A 17448-nucleotide genomic window follows, 5' to 3' on the forward strand; every position below is an offset into this window, starting at 1 on the left:
AACTGGAACATGATACAAATGGAGGTGCACTTCAGCACCTCCATTTTTTTATTTCTTTCTTCCCATCCGAAACCCGGAATTTCCTTCTCTACATTGGAACGGACTCCTTTCTTCAATCCATAAAAAAACGGTACACAAATCTGACTGCTCAGATTCATGCACCGCCTGTGTTCGGAATCCCTTACAGGGCTTTCCGTATCAAATTCTCGCTTAGTTCAACTCTTACTGGAACAACTCCTTCAATTTCTCAGCCAGGGCCTCGCCACGCAGGTTTTCACCTACCATTACCCCATCTGCTGTAATCAGATACATGGTCGGTACGAATTTCACCTTATAAAGTGCGGCTACACCTGTCTCATCCAGGAAGTTCGGCCAAGTCAATCCTTCCTCCTTCAACGCCTTTTCCCAATCGGCTTTCTTCTGATCGATGGAAATACTTACAATTTCAAAACCTTTTCCGCTATACTGCGCATACAGTTTCTTCAGGTTCGGAATTTCTTTCCGGCACGGATTACACCAGGAAGCCCAGAAATCAATCAGCACATACTTCTTTCCCTGACGTAATGCAGAAAGAGACACTTCCTTTCCGGTTTTGTCTTTCACCTTGAAATCGGGAACCTTCGTTCCTTCCTTTCCTGCTGGATAAAGTTCCTCTTTCACCTTCTGTCCATAATAAGACTGTTTGGCCGCAGGAGAAAGGGCTTCGTACCACGGTTTCATGTCTTCACTCAAGTAGCTGGTAAACGAAATCATCATCAAAGGTCCCCAGAAAGAATCCTTGTTGGCCATGACTACCTGATGATACAATGAGTCTACCGTAGTAAAAAATTCCTTATCGGCAGCTGCTCTGACCTTACCCTCCTCGCTCTGCCGCAGTTCCTGAATCTTCGCCTGGTCTTTGACCTGATAAGCCGCCATTATCAAACTGTCGAAGGCGGCAAATTTACGGCCATTAAGCGCATACAATGAATCCAGATACGTCCGCGCAGACAGCAACGAATCATAACGCGCACTCAGCGGAGAGCCCTTTACCGTCAAAGAAGACAGATTATAGGAAACTCCCCCGTCAGATTCCTTCTTGGCCACCAGCTTTCCTGTTACCTCCATCTGGGCATTTTCCAACATAAGATTGCGCGAACCATACGCATCTTTCACCAACAGATGGAAAGCTCTCGGTTCTTCCATTTTTCCCGTAAATACGAACTGTCCGTTAACCACCGTCGTATCGGCAAAAGGCAACTCACTGTCGTGGCTGACCGGCACCAGCTGCACATGCGTACCATCAGGCAAGCCTTCAATATTACCTTTCAACACATAACCATCTACCGTAGGCTGGCTGGTACATGCCATCGCCATCAGCCCCATAGTGGCCATACAAAAGAAATTTTTCATTTTCATAATCCGATTTTATTTAGTTACATTTTGTTCAATTGTTCCGTTTCCGGGATTATTGAGTGCCCCAGCGGGGAAAGGCATGGTCCACAAATAAGACGTAGGACTCAACGTATACTCCTTCCCCTCATAAGTTTTGGTCAAAGTCCGGGCATACGTACCTTCCTGATTATAACGGCGGGCATCCGCAAAAGGCACAATAGAGAAAATCAGTTCATTGTCTTTGGTGCGTCGAATCTGTGACAGTGCCTCCTCCAATGTGGAAGCCTCAGCCGGACGATAAACTTCAGGACGGATACGGGTAATACGCACGGCATTCAGCGTATTCATGGCTTCAGAATAATCGTTGTTCTGAGCCAGCCGTGCCTGACACTCCGCCTTGATAAGATACGCCTCACAGGTGGTCAGTCCCCCATGATTGAAATAGCCCGACTCCAGTGCCTTGTAATACGTATCATTATTATCTGTTTTCAACTTCCAGCGTGACAGGAAACGGGCATCTCCTTCCTCAAAGCGTGCCGCTCTTTCCACCGGAATGTTTTTCTCATAACTGTCGTACACAGACTGTTCTCCAAAACGCAGATAATAGTTCTCCACATAATCATACTGCATAGGAGTGGCAATCTTGTCATAATTGTCCGGATCATCGATCGCATCCTTATGTTCTTCATAGAATGCATTCCAGTCGTAAAGCTGGTCATTCTGTGCCAAAGCCAGGTCGGCATAACGCAAAGCATCACTGTAATTCTGCATCTGCAAGTACACACGGGCCAACAATGCATAACCCGCCCCCAAGTTGGGGTGTATGGCCGTCATGGACTGGGCCGGTAATCCCATTTCAATGGCCTCCTTTACATCTTGGATAATGAAATCATACATCTCCTGAATGGAAACCTGCGTGTAAGGCGCATCAATCTCCGCACTGGTAATAAGGGGCACACTGCGCTTCTGGGAAGCCGTTGCCGCATCGTACGTATCGGCATAATAATTGACCAGCACATCGTAGCAAAGCGCACGTATCACCTTGGCATACGCTATCACTTCGTTCCGTTCGGCATCTGTCGCTTCAGTGGCCGTAGGTACATTTTCAACAATCAGATTACAACTGGAAATGGCTCCATAAAGCACGTAATAGGTTCCCTCGTCGGAATTATTCAGCACAATGCGATCGGCCGATTCGTCCCACATGTAGTTGGCACGACTCAAGCTTGGTGTGTTCACCTGCGAATTGGTCAAATAGACATCATTCAACAGATACAACGCGTTGGTCACTGGAGTCCGGCCGATGGTGTACTGGTCGCGCAGCAAAGCCTCAAAATCGGCCAGCGTAGTAGGAATCTTGTTCCCTTTCGGCGCTATATTCAAATAATCATTGCATGAGCTGAGCAACAGGCAAACCAGCGCAGCCCCAAAATATAATATCTTATTCATACGTTTCATACTATAAAAATCGAGATTAGAAATTCAGATACACACCACACAAGTAGTTAGGTCTGGCATAACCGCCCAGCAAATATTTGGCATTGCTGCTCTTAGCCACCATAAACACATTTTCCATACCCAACATAATACGTGCATTCTTTACATACAGTTTGTGACACACACTGGCCGGAATACGATATGTCAATGACAAGTTTCTCAACCGCCAGTTAGTAGCATCCAACACATTAATAGAGGAATAGGCATACATGCTCTCGTAGTTATAGTTATAGAGTTCACTCTCTGACGAAATATAACGCGGCACATTGGTATAAGCCTCATCCCCCGGTTCCCGCCAACGGTTTTCAATATCTTTGCTTACAGGACTCATGCCAGAACCGATGAAAGCCACGTTGGTATTCCGCATCTTGTGTCCGCCTTCAAACAAGAACTGAGCAGCCAGTTCCCAGTTCTTCCAGCGCAAATTCGTATTAATAGAGCCATTGTAAACCGGTACGGTAGTTCCTAAATAAACCAAGTCTTCAATTTCGGTAGGAGTCATATCTGTGTACAAGTTTCCTTTTGCATCATATACCTGCGGAGTACCTGTCGCACTTAATCCAGCCCACTGGTATCTGTAAATCGCATTGTACGGATTTCCTACCCGAGGATAAGCCGTCGGATAATCAATCACCAGATAAGAAACAGGGGCTTCCACATTGATGTAAGTCACCTTATTCTTATTGTAACCCAACACCCCACTCACATTCCAGGTCCAGTCATTATTCCGGATGATATCCCCCGACAAGGTCAGTTCAAATCCCCGGTTTGTCATTTTTCCATTGTTGATGGAATAGGTGCTGTATCCCCATCCTTCCGTAGGTACTCCATTGGTATTGGCCAGCAAGTCTGTACCTAACTTGTTATAAATTTCAAACGAACCGTTCAACCGGTTGCCCAACAAGGCAAAGTCTACACCGATATTCAGCGTCGTAGTCTTTTCCCAACGCAGGTTCGGATTCGGACGGCTGGAGATGGTACCCTGAATACCTCCCACCTGGTTATTGGTATTATAATAGGCAATCATGTAAGGAGCCGAATCTTTGGCAATATTACCTCCGATACCATAACTTGCACGCAACTTCAACATATTTATCCACGGCACCTGGAAAAACTTTTCCTCACTGATGTTCCATCCGGCACCCACCGACCAGATAGGACGCTTCTGATATTTGGAACCCGTGGAAAACAAGTTGGTCTTATCCCAGCGGATACTTCCGCTCACCATATATTTACCATTGTAAGTGTATGCCGCATTGCTATATACAGACACATACCGGTTTACCAGTTCACGGATGTAGGACATATCTTGCTGCCCAAAAGAGCCATATCCCCATTGCCCGCGGAAATTGCTCAACTGCCCTGCATCAACCAAGCTGTAGGTCAACAATTGAGGGTCGTAATTATACAGCGTACGGTCATTGTAATCCAATTTGTTTTCCCGGGTTTCCGTACCTAAAATCATAGTCACATCGTGTACCTCGGCAAAAGTTTTGTTGAAGTCCAGCTGCTGACGAAAATTATACGCATGCGTCGTATTGGCAGAAGTGAAAAAGATGTTTCCATACGGCAGAGCAAACGTCGATGTCCCGTCATTGTTGGAAGTAGAGAACGTGTTGACCTTATTGCGCACTTCGTACGAATCCTTGCTCTTCAGCTGTTCGGTCTTATATTCCGCATATTCATACTGAAAAGAAGCCGTATATTTTAGCCAATCGGTAAACTTGAACGTCAGACGGGCAAACGTACGGTTGCTGAAATCCTGATTCTTGGTCTGATTCATCTTCATCTCATCCAGCGGTGTGATATCCAGATTATACAATCCGTTATTGTGCAGCAGATTCAAGTCATACACGCTATAACGGTCGGCTTCCGTATTGGTGTAATACGTACCGTCATTATTTACCAGACCATCGTAAGGCATATAAGTATATCCCGGTGAGAAAAGGCTATAAGACTGCGTAGTACCTTTACCGTAGTTCAAATACGTCCCTACATCCAAAGTCAGCCAGGAAGTCATCTTCGTAGAGTTCTGCAAATTGATGCCGATGGTTCTGTTTTCAGAGAATTTATCCTCCAACTGATTGTTACGATAAGACACAGACGCATTGAACGTATTCTTCTCTGTCCCCTTTCCGATATTCAGGTTATACTGTTGGGAAAAAGGATTACGCTTACCATACTTCTCCACGTCCCGATAATAACGATATCCCTGAGATGCCAGCCCTGCCAGGTTGCTTTCCATCTGCTCCTTTGAAATATGTCCCGCATAATAATTCAGGATGTTACGGATACCTTGTGTAGGATAAGACATGTTATCGAGTACCGTCTGCGCATAGCCTTGCGCGTCAGCCCCACTCAGATGAGGATTCTGGGCAGCCCATTCCCGTTCCAGTTCCACCATCGTAGCCGAGCCTGCCAAGTATTTATCCGCATACGTTGCATAGGGTTGTACGGTCAGTGTGGCAGAGAAAGACACATTCAATTCGTCCTTCTTGGCCCGTTTGGTCGTAATCACTACTACACCGTTCGCCGCACGGGCTCCATAGATGGAAGTGGCCGCCGCATCTTTCAGGACCGTAATGCTTTCGATGTCTTCCATATTCAGATCGGGCACACTTTCCACCCAGTTTCCGTATCCGTCGTTCGTGGTTTTTTCTACTGGAAAGCCGTCAATCACATACAACGGCGTGGTCAGTCCATTCATGGAAGTCACCCCTCGGATTTTCCCGTCGCTGTATCCAGCCACGCGCCCTTCCAATACGGACCCCATGTCACTAAGACGCTGTGTTTCCAGCTTCTGGGCATCCACTTTTGAGAATGCTCCGGTAGCACGTTCCTTGGAAATGGTCTGATAACCGGTCACCACCACTTCATCGAGCAGTTCAGTCGAAGGCTGAAGGGCTATGTAATAATCATTGTCTGAAGTCAACTTCACACGCTGCGATTTGTAACCCAGATAAGATGCCTCAATCTCCTTTGTGCCCCGCGGCAGCGTCAGCGTGAAATGCCCCTGCATGTCTGTAATGACAGCCGTAATGGAACCTTTCGGGTCCTCATTGACCTGCTTCACATGTGCAGCAGGAAGCGGTTCCTTGTTTTCATCCACTACAATACCATGAATAGTGCGCTCATGTTGGGCATAAGCCGGAAATACGGACAAGACCAGCATAGCACCCAATAGCAGAAAGCCCATTTTGAGCCGAATGTCGTGCAATACGTTTTTTCCCATACTTATATCTTTTTAGAAGTTATAGACTGATGTCTTTCTACATTTTTTGCAAATCTCCTTAGCGCAAAAATGTAAAAAAAAGATATAACATTGATATTAAACGTGCATCCAAATTCGACAATTGTCACATTAGGATAACATTTTGTTATAAAAAGAGACTATTGCACATTTTTATGCATTGACATCACCTTGTTACGGTATTGTTTGGGAGGAATCCCCACTGTGTTCTGAAATATTTTGTAGAATGTACTCATGGAATTAAAGCCGACTTCCGAGGCCACAGCCTTAAGCGGAATGTCAGTTTCCGGGTCACTCAGCAGACGGATAGCCTCATTAATCCGATAATTATTGACATACTGCGTGAAATTCTGCTGTGTCTGCTCATTGATGACTTGTGACAGATACGTCCGGTTCGTCCCCAACAAGTCGGCAACCCGCTCCTTGGTCAGCAAATTTTCTTTATAAACCTCTTCCTCCTGCATCAATTTTTCCAGACGCTGGAACAAGGAATTCTTCTTTTCGTTTGTCAATGAAGAAGCCGCATATTTCTCCCCCACAGCAGCTACCGACACAGCAGGTGCTTCCTGTGGCTGCTCCCGAAGTGAAGCAATAACCTCTTTCAACTGCTGTTCTTTCCGAATTGCCTCCTGATGCTGCCGGACAATACTGGTGTACAACTGGTTCTGCCGCCTGTAACGATACCATAAAGCAAAAACCACCAACAACACAATAACCAGAATCCCTATGAGGGCCTGCTCTTTTTTCTCCTTTTGCAACAGAATCAACTTATTTTTCCGGATTTCATTTGCCTGATGCTCCGTATCATACTTGATACGCAGCTCACTCAGCACCTTCTCTTTATCCGTATTGAAAAGACTGTCGGTCTCCTGCTGAAGCTTACGTTGCCAAGCCAAAGCCTCAACATACTGTCCCATATTCTCATAGCAGACCGACAAAGTATTAATCACTTTGTTCCGATAAATCTCACAATTCTCTTCTTTAGTGAACGCCAAAGCTTGGAACAACAAATCAATGGCTTGCTGGTTTTTCCCTTCCTCGGCCAAGGCTATGGCGTATTCATTCAACAACAACACCTTATATGAGGTCTGATTCATATCATTCAAGGCCAGCCCTTTCTTATAGTATTCGATAGCCTGTTGCCGGTTGCCTTTGGCAAACTCAATCATCCCATAAATGGCATACACATTTCCCTGATTGTAATACTCGTTCTGCTTCATGATAAACTCTGCCTCCTTTATGTAGGGCAAAGCCTTGTCATAGTCATGCAACAGATAATACATATAGGAGGCATTCAAAGCTCCAATAAAGATAAGGTAGGCCGAATTCTGTTCGTGCCCCATCTCATAGGTCTGCAACGAATAAGTCAACCCCGCCGGATCTTCTTTCAAAAAATAAATACTCGAAATATTCCCGAGCAGAATGGCTTCCAGTTCTTTATAGTGACACCGGTGTGCAGCTTCTATCCCTTCAAAGAAATAGTGCAGGGCCGAATAATAATCTTTATGAATGTTGCTGGTATAAAGTCCCATCCCATTGTATACAGAGCACAGGGCAGAATCATTCTTCTCACTCTTAGCCAACAGCATGGCCTGCCCCAGATGGTTTATCGCCGAGGTATCCCCCTGCATGACGTATGCCTGTCCTAACCCGATATGGGCATAAAGAATGCTGAACTTATAGTCTTGCTTTTTATATCCCAGCTGGAAAAGTCTCTCCCCATATTCGATAGCTTTCCGATAATCAGCTTTGTACAAATAGAGGAAACACAATTCTTTTAAAGCCTTCGTATCTTCAGGATGATGTTTCAATATCTGTTCCTGCTGCTGAATAGCAGGAAGAAGGGTCTCCTGTGCAAAAGCTCTCACTTGCATTCCCACAAACAAGAAAAGAAATATTATGTGCTTCAGCCTTCTACTCATCCGGATACGATCTTTAATTGACATTTCACCAAATAAAAAATGACTTTCATCGCATTTTGATACTCTATAAACAATTAAAAAGCCTTTTTGCCGCCTTAAAAGTCAATTTTATTTCGTGCAAACTTACAGAAAAACTTTGTCTTTACATGAATATCCCTTGAAAAAATCCTCTCATACACTCAATTTACCCAGCTATCTCCTGTTTTACCAGTATATAAATTATACAAGCACAAGTGCAGGTCATTCCCAAAAACCATATTTCATTTCAAAATGAGGAGATATTCTTTTACTCTCTTTATTTCTGTCAAAAAAGAGCGGTTTTATATTGGATTTTGTAAATATAAAACGTACTTTTGCTTGCTGGTTTACAAAGACATTCAAAAAACTTATAAAATAGATAACCATGAAAGAAATAGACTGGTCAAATCTGTCTTTTGGATACATGAAGACAGATTACAATGTACGTTGCTATTACCGCGACGGAAAATGGGGAGAACTTGAACTCTGCTCTGAAGAAACACTGAACATCCATATGGCGGCCACCTGCCTGCACTACGGACAGGAAGCTTTCGAAGGCTTGAAAGCTTATCGTGGAAAAGATGGCAAAATTCGTATCTTCCGCCCAGAAGCCAATGCAGAACGCTTGCAGAGCACTTGCCGCGGTATCCTTATGCCGGAATTTTCTACCGAAAAATTCTGCGAAGCGGTAAAGATGGTAGTTAAAGCAAACGAACGCTTCATCCCTCCATACGAAAGCGGTGCGTCTCTTTATATCCGTCCGTTACTAATTGGTACAGGTGCACAAGTTGGTGTACATCCAGCCAACGAATACTTATTTGTGATATTTGTCACTCCGGTAGGCCCTTACTTCAAAGGTGGATTTGCTACGAATCCGTATGTTATCATCCGTCAATATGACCGTGCGGCTCCGCTGGGAACCGGTACCTACAAAGTCGGTGGTAACTACGCAGCCAGCCTTCGTGCCAACAAAATCGCACACGATGCAGGATATGCCAGCGAATTCTATCTGGATGCCAAGGAAAAGAAATACATTGACGAATGTGGTGCCGCCAACTTCTTCGGTATCAAGAACAATACCTACGTCACTCCGTTGTCTACATCTATTCTGCCCTCCATCACCAACCGCAGCTTGATGCAACTGGCAGAAGATATGGGCCTGAAAGTAGAACGCCGTCCAATTCCAGAAGAAGAGCTGACTACGTTCGAAGAAGCTGGTGCTTGCGGTACTGCTGCCGTTATCAGCCCGATTGAACGCATTGACGACTTAGAAAACCACAAGTCCTACGTCATCTCCAAAGACGGAAAACCGGGTCCTATCAGCGAAAAATTGTACCACAAGCTGCGCGCCATCCAGTATGGCGATGAAGCTGACCCATACGGATGGGTAACCGTACTCGACTAAACGAATCTCATCTGACTTATAATAAAAAGTCCGAAACCCGTTTTACAGACTGTTTCGGACTTTTTTTATTTTTCCATCTACTCCAAAGGAATCAATGAATACATAAAAATAAAGGCCACAACTTTTAAAGTTGCAGCCTTTAGCACGGGAAGAGAGACTCGAACTCCCGACACTCGGTTTTGGAGACCGATGCTCTACCAACTGAGCTATTCCCGTGTTTGCGGTTGCAAAAGTAGTATAAATTTTGGAAACCGCAAGAGGTATAGACAAATATTTTACCACCTTTTTGTCATAATAAAGATAAGCGACTGAACATAAGGCGATAATATTCTGCTTTTTTTTCAAGCTTCAAAGGATAAGCACGACTGGAAGAAGGCATCCGGAACAAAGATAATTCACGGTCTTTGAAATAAAACCTGCTTTCTCCCCCTACCGACGGCTCTTTGGCCTCCATTTGCTCACACAACACGTCCGTAGCTTTCTGTCCGGTTGTCACTACCGCCTTGCACGCAGGCAACTGTTGAAGCAACAAACCTATGTCCGTAGGGGTAACCACTTCCAAGAATTTATCCGAGGCATTGTCCTGCAACCTCCTGACACAAGATGCCGTATCGTACAGCGCAATTCCTTTTTCTTGAAGAAAAGCTACGATACGCGGCTTGTCGAAGACTTTTTCCGGACTAAGAAAGTGCTCCTTGTCTCCAAAGAAAATAAGTCCGAAAATACGCCACATATCGTTCTGTAGATTCGGATAGAAGAAATCCATGCTCCAGCGTTTCTTCTGCGGAGGAAAACTCCCAAGCATCAGCAAGACCGCATTCTTTGGCAGAAAAGGTTCCAGCGGATGGCATTCCACTTCAGGAAGCTGATTCTCGCTCATGGTCATGCCTTCGGTTTCGGTTCTTTCTTAGCCAACAATACAATGTTGTAGACGTATTCTGTCATCCATGCCTCAGAATATCCCAACGCATGCTGATACTGACGGATGTTTCCACAAGTCTTGCGTACCCCGTCGTCCTTCCAATCTACTTTGGTCAGGATGTCGTGAACCGTCTTTTCCGTCATGTTACGCAACAGTTTCTTGAAGACTCCCGGCATACGGAATTTCCACTGCATCAGGTTGCCAATCACCATCATCAAATCCTGGCTGAATCCCTGGAACATGAAAAGATAGTTCTTGATATCGTTTACATTGCGGCAGTTACGCTTGATAGAACCGTCTATCTCTTTAAAAAACAGTTCATTCAAGCCATAAATATCCATCAGCATCTTGCGGCAGCGAGCCCGTTCCGCAATTCCCAGTTTATTGTTTTGGGTAGGCACCTTCAACGTACGCTTGAATACAGCCAAATCCGGCAGGAAGTGAATGTTGCTGATACCCAACTGCGCTGCCATGACTGCCTGATAATACACACGAATCAGCGTCATGAAATCTTCCATGCCACCTACACGTACCGTTTCATCAGCTCCCTCCGTTGTTTTTTTACCCAAAAGTTTAGATAATATACTCATAATGTCTTTTTATTAAATTCTACGGGTACAAAGATAATACAAAAAACCGACACCACCATCATCGGTTTACTGTGGGAAACAAGGAATCCTCTCCTGGCACATCTTCTTTCAACCGATAGAAAAAAGTATGTTCCCGAAAAACCTGCTCCACCAGTCCGAAACGGATGAAATCGGCCAGCAACCGACATACTTCCGGACGAGGAAGATGTACCAGACGGCCACATTTATTTAAGGCAAGCATACCCTGGCTACCCAGTTCCTCCAGCACCCGTTTTTCCCGATCGGTATAGGTAATGACCACCTCTTTCTTCTTCTCATGATTCCAGATTTGAAGATGCACCGGTGAAGCTAAAATATTCTCGTCGGCAATACGCACATAAGCCCATGCCTTCCCTGCTTCATCGATAGCCTGCACCGGCTTGCGGCCATACTCCTTGACCTTCACCTCCAGCACATCTTTTCCCTCAACCCTGTACACACGGTTTTCAGTCACTACAGGAGGACGACAATACATAGTAGCTGCGGCTTCTATCATATAGATTTCTTCCTCTGAACGGATACCAGCAATCTTGCCGTTATCTTTCACACCCACCAACAGTCTTCCTCCCTCGGTATTTGCAAAAGCAGACAAGCTTTTAGCTATCTTCCTGGCATCGGAGATAGCAAACTTAAAATCTTGGTGTACGTGCTCACCTTCTGCAATGAGTTGTTGTATATAGTCTGTTTCTGCGTTTTGTTTCATTTCCAGTCACTCAGTCACAATGCTTGTGCGTCATAATATCCAGTACCAGCTTATCTGTTTCGTTCATTCCTTCTGAACCAATCTTGGTCAGGTTGCGGATACTGTAATCCACATTGTCCTCAATGATTCCCTCCACAGAAGTTACACATTTACCTTCCATGGCTAAAATGGCTGAAAAAACTGCCGTAGAAACGCCGCTGGTCAACTTCAACGCACAGCTTGGCTTGGCACCGTCACAAATCATTCCCGTCAGATTGGCAATCATGTTCTGCACAGCATACGCTACCTGCTTATACTCGCCTCCCATCAGGTAAGTGATTCCGCAACTGCTACCTGTAGCTGCCACCACGCAACCACATAGGGCAGACAAGCGTCCCAAGTTCTGTTTGATGTAAATTGCCGTCAGATGGCTCAAGATCAAGGCACGAATCAAGTCTTCCTCTGATTTCTGATTTTCCTGTGCAAAAACCACCACAGGAAGAGTAGCAGCGATACCTTGGTTTCCACTGCCTGAATTACTCATCACCGGAATCATGGCACCGGCCATACGGGCATCACATGCAGCCGATGTATAAGAAAGAATATGGGTAAACGTATTGCTTCCCATGATATGCTGCTCTTCCTGGCTGCTGCGCAACATTTTACCTAATTCATGACCATAATTTCCTTGGAAAGAACGTTCAGCCGCCTGTAAGTTCAGCCGCTTAGCCTCAAGGATGAAACGGATTTCGTCCAACGGAGCAGTTGTAGCAAAATCATACACCTTTTTCAGATTCAAATCCACTTCTTCCACATCCGCTTCGGCTCCGGCCTTTTCTCTATGATCAAACAAGACCTCACCATTCCGTTCCGCATATACGAAGTTCGTATGTCCTCCACTGATGATAGCCGTAGCTGTATCCTTCCCAGCCGTACAAGTCACTTCAATATACAATTTCTCTTCAATGTCTTTTTTCAGCTCAATCTTTATGCCTTGACCGGCAATCATCTGCTTGCCTTCTTCCACGCTTTCCGGAGTAATGTCCTTCAAAACTTCCAAACCATATTCTGATTTGCCTTTTAAAGCTCCCAAAGCAATGGCAATAGGCAACCCAATCATCCCTGTGCCAGGGATTCCCACTCCCATGGCGTTCTTCAAAATATTAGCACTAAGCTGAGCCGTAATTGTTTCCGGACGGCATCCCAGAACTTCCGTAGCTTTAGCCACACAAAGAGCCACAGCTACGGGTTCCGTACAGCCGATAGCCGGAACGACTTCCCGCTTGATCAGTGCGATAATACGTTCTCTTTCTGACTGCGAAATCATTATCTGTTATTTTTTATAGTTCTTTAATCCTGTTTGCAAGAATTCCACGTATTTCTGAATGTCTTCGTCATACGAATAAGACTTGTTCAACGGCATTCCTTCATTGTCAATCAACACATAGAAAGGCTGGGCATTGGCTCCGAATTTAGAACGCTGCAAATAGCTCCATTTATCACCAACCGTACGCAAAGTGCGCTCTGTGCCATTTTCTGTCACCTTGACCGGTTCCGGCAATTTCGTCTTTTCGTCTACATACAGCGTAATCAATACATAGTCATCATTCAGAATCTTGCTGACCGTCGGGTCTGTCCATACAGCCAGTTCCATCTTACGACAGTTCACACAACCATAACCCGTAAAGTCAATCATCACCGGTTTTCCCTGCTGACGGGCATATTCCATACCTGCATCAAAATCATTGAATTTCGCATGTACTTCGTTCTTGTACAGATTGAAATCCTGTGTCTGCATAGGAGGTGCAAAAGCGCTGACAGCTTTCAGCGGAGCTCCCCACAATCCAGGTATCATGTATACAGCGAATGCCAATGAGAAAAGTGCCAAGAAGAACCGCGGCACACTTACCTTATTATCATCTCCATCGTGCGGGAACTTGATTTTACCCAACAGATACATACCCAGCAAAGCAAAAATCACAATCCACAAAGCCAGGAAGGTCTCACGGTCGAGCAAACGCCATCCATACGCCAAATCGGCCACAGAAAGGAACTTCAACGCAAAGGCCAGTTCCAAGAATCCCAATGTGACTTTGATGACATTCATCCATCCTCCGGATTTCGGCATAGATTTCAACCAAGACGGGAACAACGCGAACAAAGTGAACGGCAAAGCCAAAGCAATGGCAAATCCCAGCATACCAATGGCTGGAGCCACAATGCTATTTGAAGTAGAAACTTCCACCAGCAAGAAACCGATAATCGGACCGGTACAAGAGAAAGATACCAGTGACAAGGTGAAGGCCATCAGGAAAATACTCAGCAACCCAGTCGTCTGTTCAGCCTTGCTATCCACGGCGTTGCTCCACTTTGAAGGAAGTGTGATTTCAAATGCGCCAAAGAAAGAAGCGGCAAACACCACTAACATAAGGAAGAAGAAAATATTAAAGATGGCGCTCGTAGAGAGGTCATTCAAGGCACTGGCTCCAAAGATCAAGGTGATAGCCAGTCCTAAAGCCACATAAATCACGACAATAGAAGCTCCATACGTCCACGCATCACGAATTCCTTTCCGTTTGTCCTTGGTACGTTTCAAGAAGAAGCTGACAGTCATCGGAATGATCGGCCATACACAAGGAGTGAACAATGCCAACAATCCGCCTACAAATCCCGCAAAAAAGATATAAAGCCATGAGCGTGATTCATTATTCACATTTCCGCCAAATGCTTTCAGCTCTTCGATAACAGGTTTCCAGTAATCGGAGGTTTCCACATTATTCGAGTTCGCACCTATTTGAAGCGGAGTCAGTGCCAATGAATCGGAATCTGCCGTATCAGACATTTCGGCTTCAGCAGTAGCCGATGCTACAGCCTGTCCACCAGCTGCCTCTCCCTTAAAAGAGAAATCTACATTGGTAGGAGGCAAACAGTTTTCATCATTACAAGCACCGTACTGCAAATAACCGCTCACTTCGTATTTCCCACCTTTCAGTTTGAGTTTCTGCACAAAGGTAGCTGTCCCTTCAAAAAAGCGGACCTGCATACCAAATATCGGATCCATTTTGTCGATTTCTTTCCCCGCAGGTTTCAGTTTTCCAACCAATTCCGCTCCTTCCAATTTATCCACATTAAAAGTAGCTGAAACAGGTCCCCCTTCCGGTAAATCCGTAGAGTATACATGCCACCCTTTTTCCATTTTTCCGGTGAACACAATTTCTACTTCATTAGCGGATACAGATTTCCACTCGGTTTTAAACTTCACCGGTTCTTGTATTTGGGCGAATACCGGCAAACTTAAAATGGCCATCAAAAGCCAGCTAAGAAAAATCTTCTTATTCATAAATATGCACTTGGTGATGTAATAAAACTATTTTCTATAAAAGTAGCGCAAAGATAATCATTTTTCCAAAGGGAATGTAGGACTGACTATGATTCAATCTTGTTTTTTATTTCAAATACGACAATTTTTACATTCGGAATGCTTCTTCTTGAATCCTTACGGAACGGTATTGACGAAAAAATCACAAAAACATTTGCTAAATAAAAAATATTACCTACCTTTGCACCGCCTTTGAAAAACAAGGCACTCCCAATTGGAGTTTTGGAGAGGTGGCAGAGTGGTCGATTGCGGCGGTCTTGAAAACCGTTGTACTGCGAGGTACCCGGGGTTCGAATCCCTGTCTCTCCGCTGAAACCTAAGACATTAGGTAGTCAAATTAAGACAAGTCCCGTAAAATCAACGTTTTACGGGACTTTTTCTATTTATCCGGTGGACAACCGAAAGACATTTAAATGCCCACTTCAGACAAAGTTCCGTTACTAAATCGTTACAGAATTGACATAAAAAAAGAGGCTATTCTATTTGAACGCCTCTTTTTCTTTAACTTTCATCAAGAACGAATTACCACCCAGGATTCTGTTTCCATAATCCATCCATCAAATTCAACATTCTCTCCTGTATAGGCTGCAGATAATCTCTGTTAGACTTAAACTGCCATCCCTCCGGCATTGAAGAAGGAGGTACTGGCAAAATATAACGAAGGGCATCTCCCGGATTTCCTGTCAGGAACAGGTTATTGTCACTTGCCAAATCGTATTTCAATTCTGAACCATAATGCTGTGGCAAATTACTACCAATAAACAATGCTCCCATAGGAACCTTACCTATAATAAGTTCTTCAGCTGCAGCCCAGCGCAAGATATCTTTCAACCGTTTTCCTTCCAAGGCCGTTTCAACTCTTCTTTCACGACGGACAGCCTGCACATATTTGTTCAGATTCTTGAACGGATAACTTGCATCCGTATTATATTCCCTGTCAAAATCCACAGCAGGCATACCGGCACGATCACGCAATGGTTGCAGTACATTCTTAATTGTAGTGGCATTAGCCTCACCATTCTGCTCAGCCAAAGCTTCCGCATGATTCAACAGGATGTCTGCATAGCGGAACTGGATAGCCGGAGTCGTTCCTTTGTATTCACTGATATAGTCTCCTGCACAGTCTATTTCTACATGTTTGAGCATCACATAACCTGTAAGATTTGTTCCGAACGCCGTACCATCTCCAGCCAAAGAAGGCCATTGAAGTATGTATGGATTACCATCTCTTTCCGGCTTCATGCGTTGACCAGGAAATGCTACTGTTTGAGCCAAGCGTGGATCACGATTCGCAGGATCCAACTCATTAGGATAGTTTTTCTTTAACCCCAGCAACTCATTACCATATAAGGGTCTACCATCTCTCGACAAATAATCGTCTACCAGCGAAGCACATATACCAATATTTCCACCTCCTGTATTCAAATAACGAGTCACACTGTTTCCTACCTTGTCACCATCGTACATTTTAAACCACAAAACTTCCGGATTGGTCGTAAGATCCGGGGTATCAAAAAGCTTACGATAGTCATTACTAATGTCACCTGTATTATAAATCCTCCAAACGCCCCGCGCTTCCACTTCCTGACAAGCTTTGATTGCCGTTTCAAGATAGCTTTCAATCTTCGCATTCAAATCAGCTTCACTCAAAGTATAATCATAGAATTTTTCAGATTTATCTTTTTCTTTTGCATAATGATAGCGTTCCCACGTAGCCTCAAACAATGCTACTTCACTGATCAATGCACGAGCCACATCCCGATGGAGTCTCATGGAAGATGAATTATTCTGTTCACCCATCAAATCCCTGGCATTACCCAAATCCTCAAGAATTTTGTCGACAATGAACGTACGGCTTTCCCGGGGCAACATCATCACCTCCATGTCGGGATCCAAAGGTTTGTCTACCCATGCCAGTTCTCCATAATCAATAAACATTCTATAATAATACCATGCACGGAAGTACAACGCTTCTCCCTTGAGTTGGTTATATTCCACACTACCTTTCTCGGGGCAATTTTCGATATTATTAAGCAGATAGTTTATATTTCTAATATAGGTATAGTTTGACAATTCAACAGCATTACTCAATGCAGTCTGCCCCATCAGTCGTGTATTAGCTGCCATACTACTCATGTTGTCACTGTCATAATCCTGACCTGCGATACCACCACCGCCACCGGCCATGAATCCTTGCCCTATCAAGCCACTTTCATAATAACGGTCTATATAATTTCTCATTTCGCCCACACTCTGAAACGGGTCTGCCGTAGAAAGTACCCCTTCCGGCATCTTATCCAAATCATAACATCCGGCTAATCCAAAGGAAAAAGCCACTGCTAAAAGTATATTTATTTTTTTCATATTTCA

Annotated in this window: 11 protein-coding genes and 2 tRNA genes; 2 read left to right on the forward strand and 11 right to left on the reverse strand. The window is 44.5% G+C overall.

Features of this window, described 5'->3' with window-relative positions; translation table 11 throughout:
• Positions 1-222: 222 nt before the first annotated feature.
• The 4 genes from RDP42_RS06735 to RDP42_RS06750 all read right to left on the reverse strand — a co-directional run bounded on the left by RDP42_RS06735 (position 223) and on the right by RDP42_RS06750 (position 8043).
• Entirely contained in the window at positions 223-1398 is a 1176-nt protein-coding gene (locus RDP42_RS06735) for a TlpA disulfide reductase family protein (RefSeq protein ID WP_308763073.1), read from the reverse strand.
• Positions 1399-1407: 9 nt separating this feature from the next.
• On the reverse strand, positions 1408-2823 hold the full coding sequence (locus tag RDP42_RS06740) for a RagB/SusD family nutrient uptake outer membrane protein (protein WP_308763074.1): 1416 nt from the start codon (positions 2821-2823) through the stop codon (positions 1408-1410).
• A 25-nt stretch (positions 2824-2848) separates the two neighbouring features.
• The gene (locus tag RDP42_RS06745; RefSeq protein WP_374046932.1) at positions 2849-6103 is read right to left on the reverse strand and encodes a SusC/RagA family TonB-linked outer membrane protein; all 3255 of its coding nucleotides are present in this window, start codon (positions 6101-6103) and stop codon (positions 2849-2851) included.
• Positions 6104-6261: 158 nt separating this feature from the next.
• Positions 6262-8043, reverse strand: coding sequence for a helix-turn-helix domain-containing protein (locus RDP42_RS06750; RefSeq protein WP_308763075.1), 1782 nt, complete (start codon positions 8041-8043; stop codon positions 6262-6264).
• A gap of 403 nt (positions 8044-8446) precedes the next feature.
• Between RDP42_RS06750 and RDP42_RS06755 the strand changes: the two genes are divergently transcribed.
• The gene (locus tag RDP42_RS06755) at positions 8447-9466 is read left to right on the forward strand and encodes a branched-chain amino acid aminotransferase (RefSeq protein ID WP_204476342.1); all 1020 of its coding nucleotides are present in this window, start codon (positions 8447-8449) and stop codon (positions 9464-9466) included.
• A 143-nt stretch (positions 9467-9609) separates the two neighbouring features.
• On the opposite strand, the gene RDP42_RS06760 is transcribed toward RDP42_RS06755, so the two are convergent.
• The 6 genes from RDP42_RS06760 to RDP42_RS06785 form a co-directional block, all read right to left on the reverse strand.
• Positions 9610-9682: transfer RNA gene (locus RDP42_RS06760), tRNA-Trp, on the reverse strand.
• 73 nt (positions 9683-9755) lie between these two features.
• Positions 9756-10346, reverse strand: coding sequence for a uracil-DNA glycosylase family protein (locus RDP42_RS06765; RefSeq protein WP_239465268.1), 591 nt, complete (start codon positions 10344-10346; stop codon positions 9756-9758).
• A 2-nt stretch (positions 10347-10348) separates the two neighbouring features.
• Positions 10349-10978 (reverse strand): hypothetical protein, encoded by a 630-nt coding sequence (locus RDP42_RS06770; protein WP_308763076.1) that lies wholly within the window; start codon positions 10976-10978, stop codon positions 10349-10351.
• A gap of 58 nt (positions 10979-11036) precedes the next feature.
• Positions 11037-11720 carry an ATP-binding protein gene (locus RDP42_RS06775; RefSeq protein ID WP_308763077.1) on the reverse strand — a complete coding sequence of 228 codons (684 nt, stop codon included), beginning with the start codon at positions 11718-11720 and terminating at the stop codon, positions 11037-11039.
• 10 nt (positions 11721-11730) lie between these two features.
• Positions 11731-13026, reverse strand: a complete 1296-nt coding sequence (locus RDP42_RS06780) for an L-serine ammonia-lyase, iron-sulfur-dependent, subunit alpha (RefSeq protein WP_308763078.1) — start codon at positions 13024-13026, stop codon at positions 11731-11733.
• Between the two features lie 6 nt (positions 13027-13032).
• Positions 13033-15039, reverse strand: a complete 2007-nt coding sequence (locus tag RDP42_RS06785; RefSeq protein ID WP_303912430.1) for a cytochrome c biogenesis protein CcdA — start codon at positions 15037-15039, stop codon at positions 13033-13035.
• Between the two features lie 263 nt (positions 15040-15302).
• On the opposite strand from RDP42_RS06785, the gene RDP42_RS06790 reads away from it, so the two are divergent.
• A tRNA-Ser gene (locus RDP42_RS06790) sits at positions 15303-15387 on the forward strand.
• A gap of 213 nt (positions 15388-15600) precedes the next feature.
• On the opposite strand, the gene RDP42_RS06795 is transcribed toward RDP42_RS06790, so the two are convergent.
• Positions 15601-17442 (reverse strand): RagB/SusD family nutrient uptake outer membrane protein, encoded by a 1842-nt coding sequence (locus RDP42_RS06795; protein ID WP_308763079.1) that lies wholly within the window; start codon positions 17440-17442, stop codon positions 15601-15603.
• Positions 17443-17448 lie beyond the last annotated feature (6 nt).

The organism is uncultured Bacteroides sp. (assembly GCF_902472605.1).
Taxonomy (GTDB): Bacteria; Bacteroidota; Bacteroidia; order Bacteroidales; family Bacteroidaceae; genus Phocaeicola.

Excerpts from the sequence above, each read along its gene's own strand:
- RDP42_RS06735 (WP_308763073.1), bottom strand. The coding sequence starts at position 1,398 with ATGAAAATGAAAAATTTCTTTTGTATGGCCACTATGGGGCTGATGGCG.
- RDP42_RS06740 (WP_308763074.1), bottom strand. The coding sequence starts at position 2,823 with ATGAATAAGATATTATATTTTGGGGCTGCGCTGGTTTGCCTGTTGCTC.
- RDP42_RS06745 (WP_374046932.1), bottom strand. The coding sequence starts at position 6,103 with ATGGGAAAAAACGTATTGCACGACATTCGGCTCAAAATGGGCTTTCTG.
- RDP42_RS06750 (WP_308763075.1), bottom strand. The coding sequence starts at position 8,043 with ATGAGTAGAAGGCTGAAGCACATAATATTTCTTTTCTTGTTTGTGGGA.
- RDP42_RS06755 (WP_204476342.1), top strand. The coding sequence starts at position 8,447 with ATGAAAGAAATAGACTGGTCAAATCTGTCTTTTGGATACATGAAGACA.
- RDP42_RS06765 (WP_239465268.1), bottom strand. The coding sequence starts at position 10,346 with ATGAGCGAGAATCAGCTTCCTGAAGTGGAATGCCATCCGCTGGAACCT.
- RDP42_RS06770 (WP_308763076.1), bottom strand. The coding sequence starts at position 10,978 with ATGAGTATATTATCTAAACTTTTGGGTAAAAAAACAACGGAGGGAGCT.
- RDP42_RS06775 (WP_308763077.1), bottom strand. The coding sequence starts at position 11,720 with ATGAAACAAAACGCAGAAACAGACTATATACAACAACTCATTGCAGAA.
- RDP42_RS06780 (WP_308763078.1), bottom strand. The coding sequence starts at position 13,026 with ATGATTTCGCAGTCAGAAAGAGAACGTATTATCGCACTGATCAAGCGG.
- RDP42_RS06785 (WP_303912430.1), bottom strand. The coding sequence starts at position 15,039 with ATGAATAAGAAGATTTTTCTTAGCTGGCTTTTGATGGCCATTTTAAGT.
- RDP42_RS06795 (WP_308763079.1), bottom strand. The coding sequence starts at position 17,442 with ATGAAAAAAATAAATATACTTTTAGCAGTGGCTTTTTCCTTTGGATTA.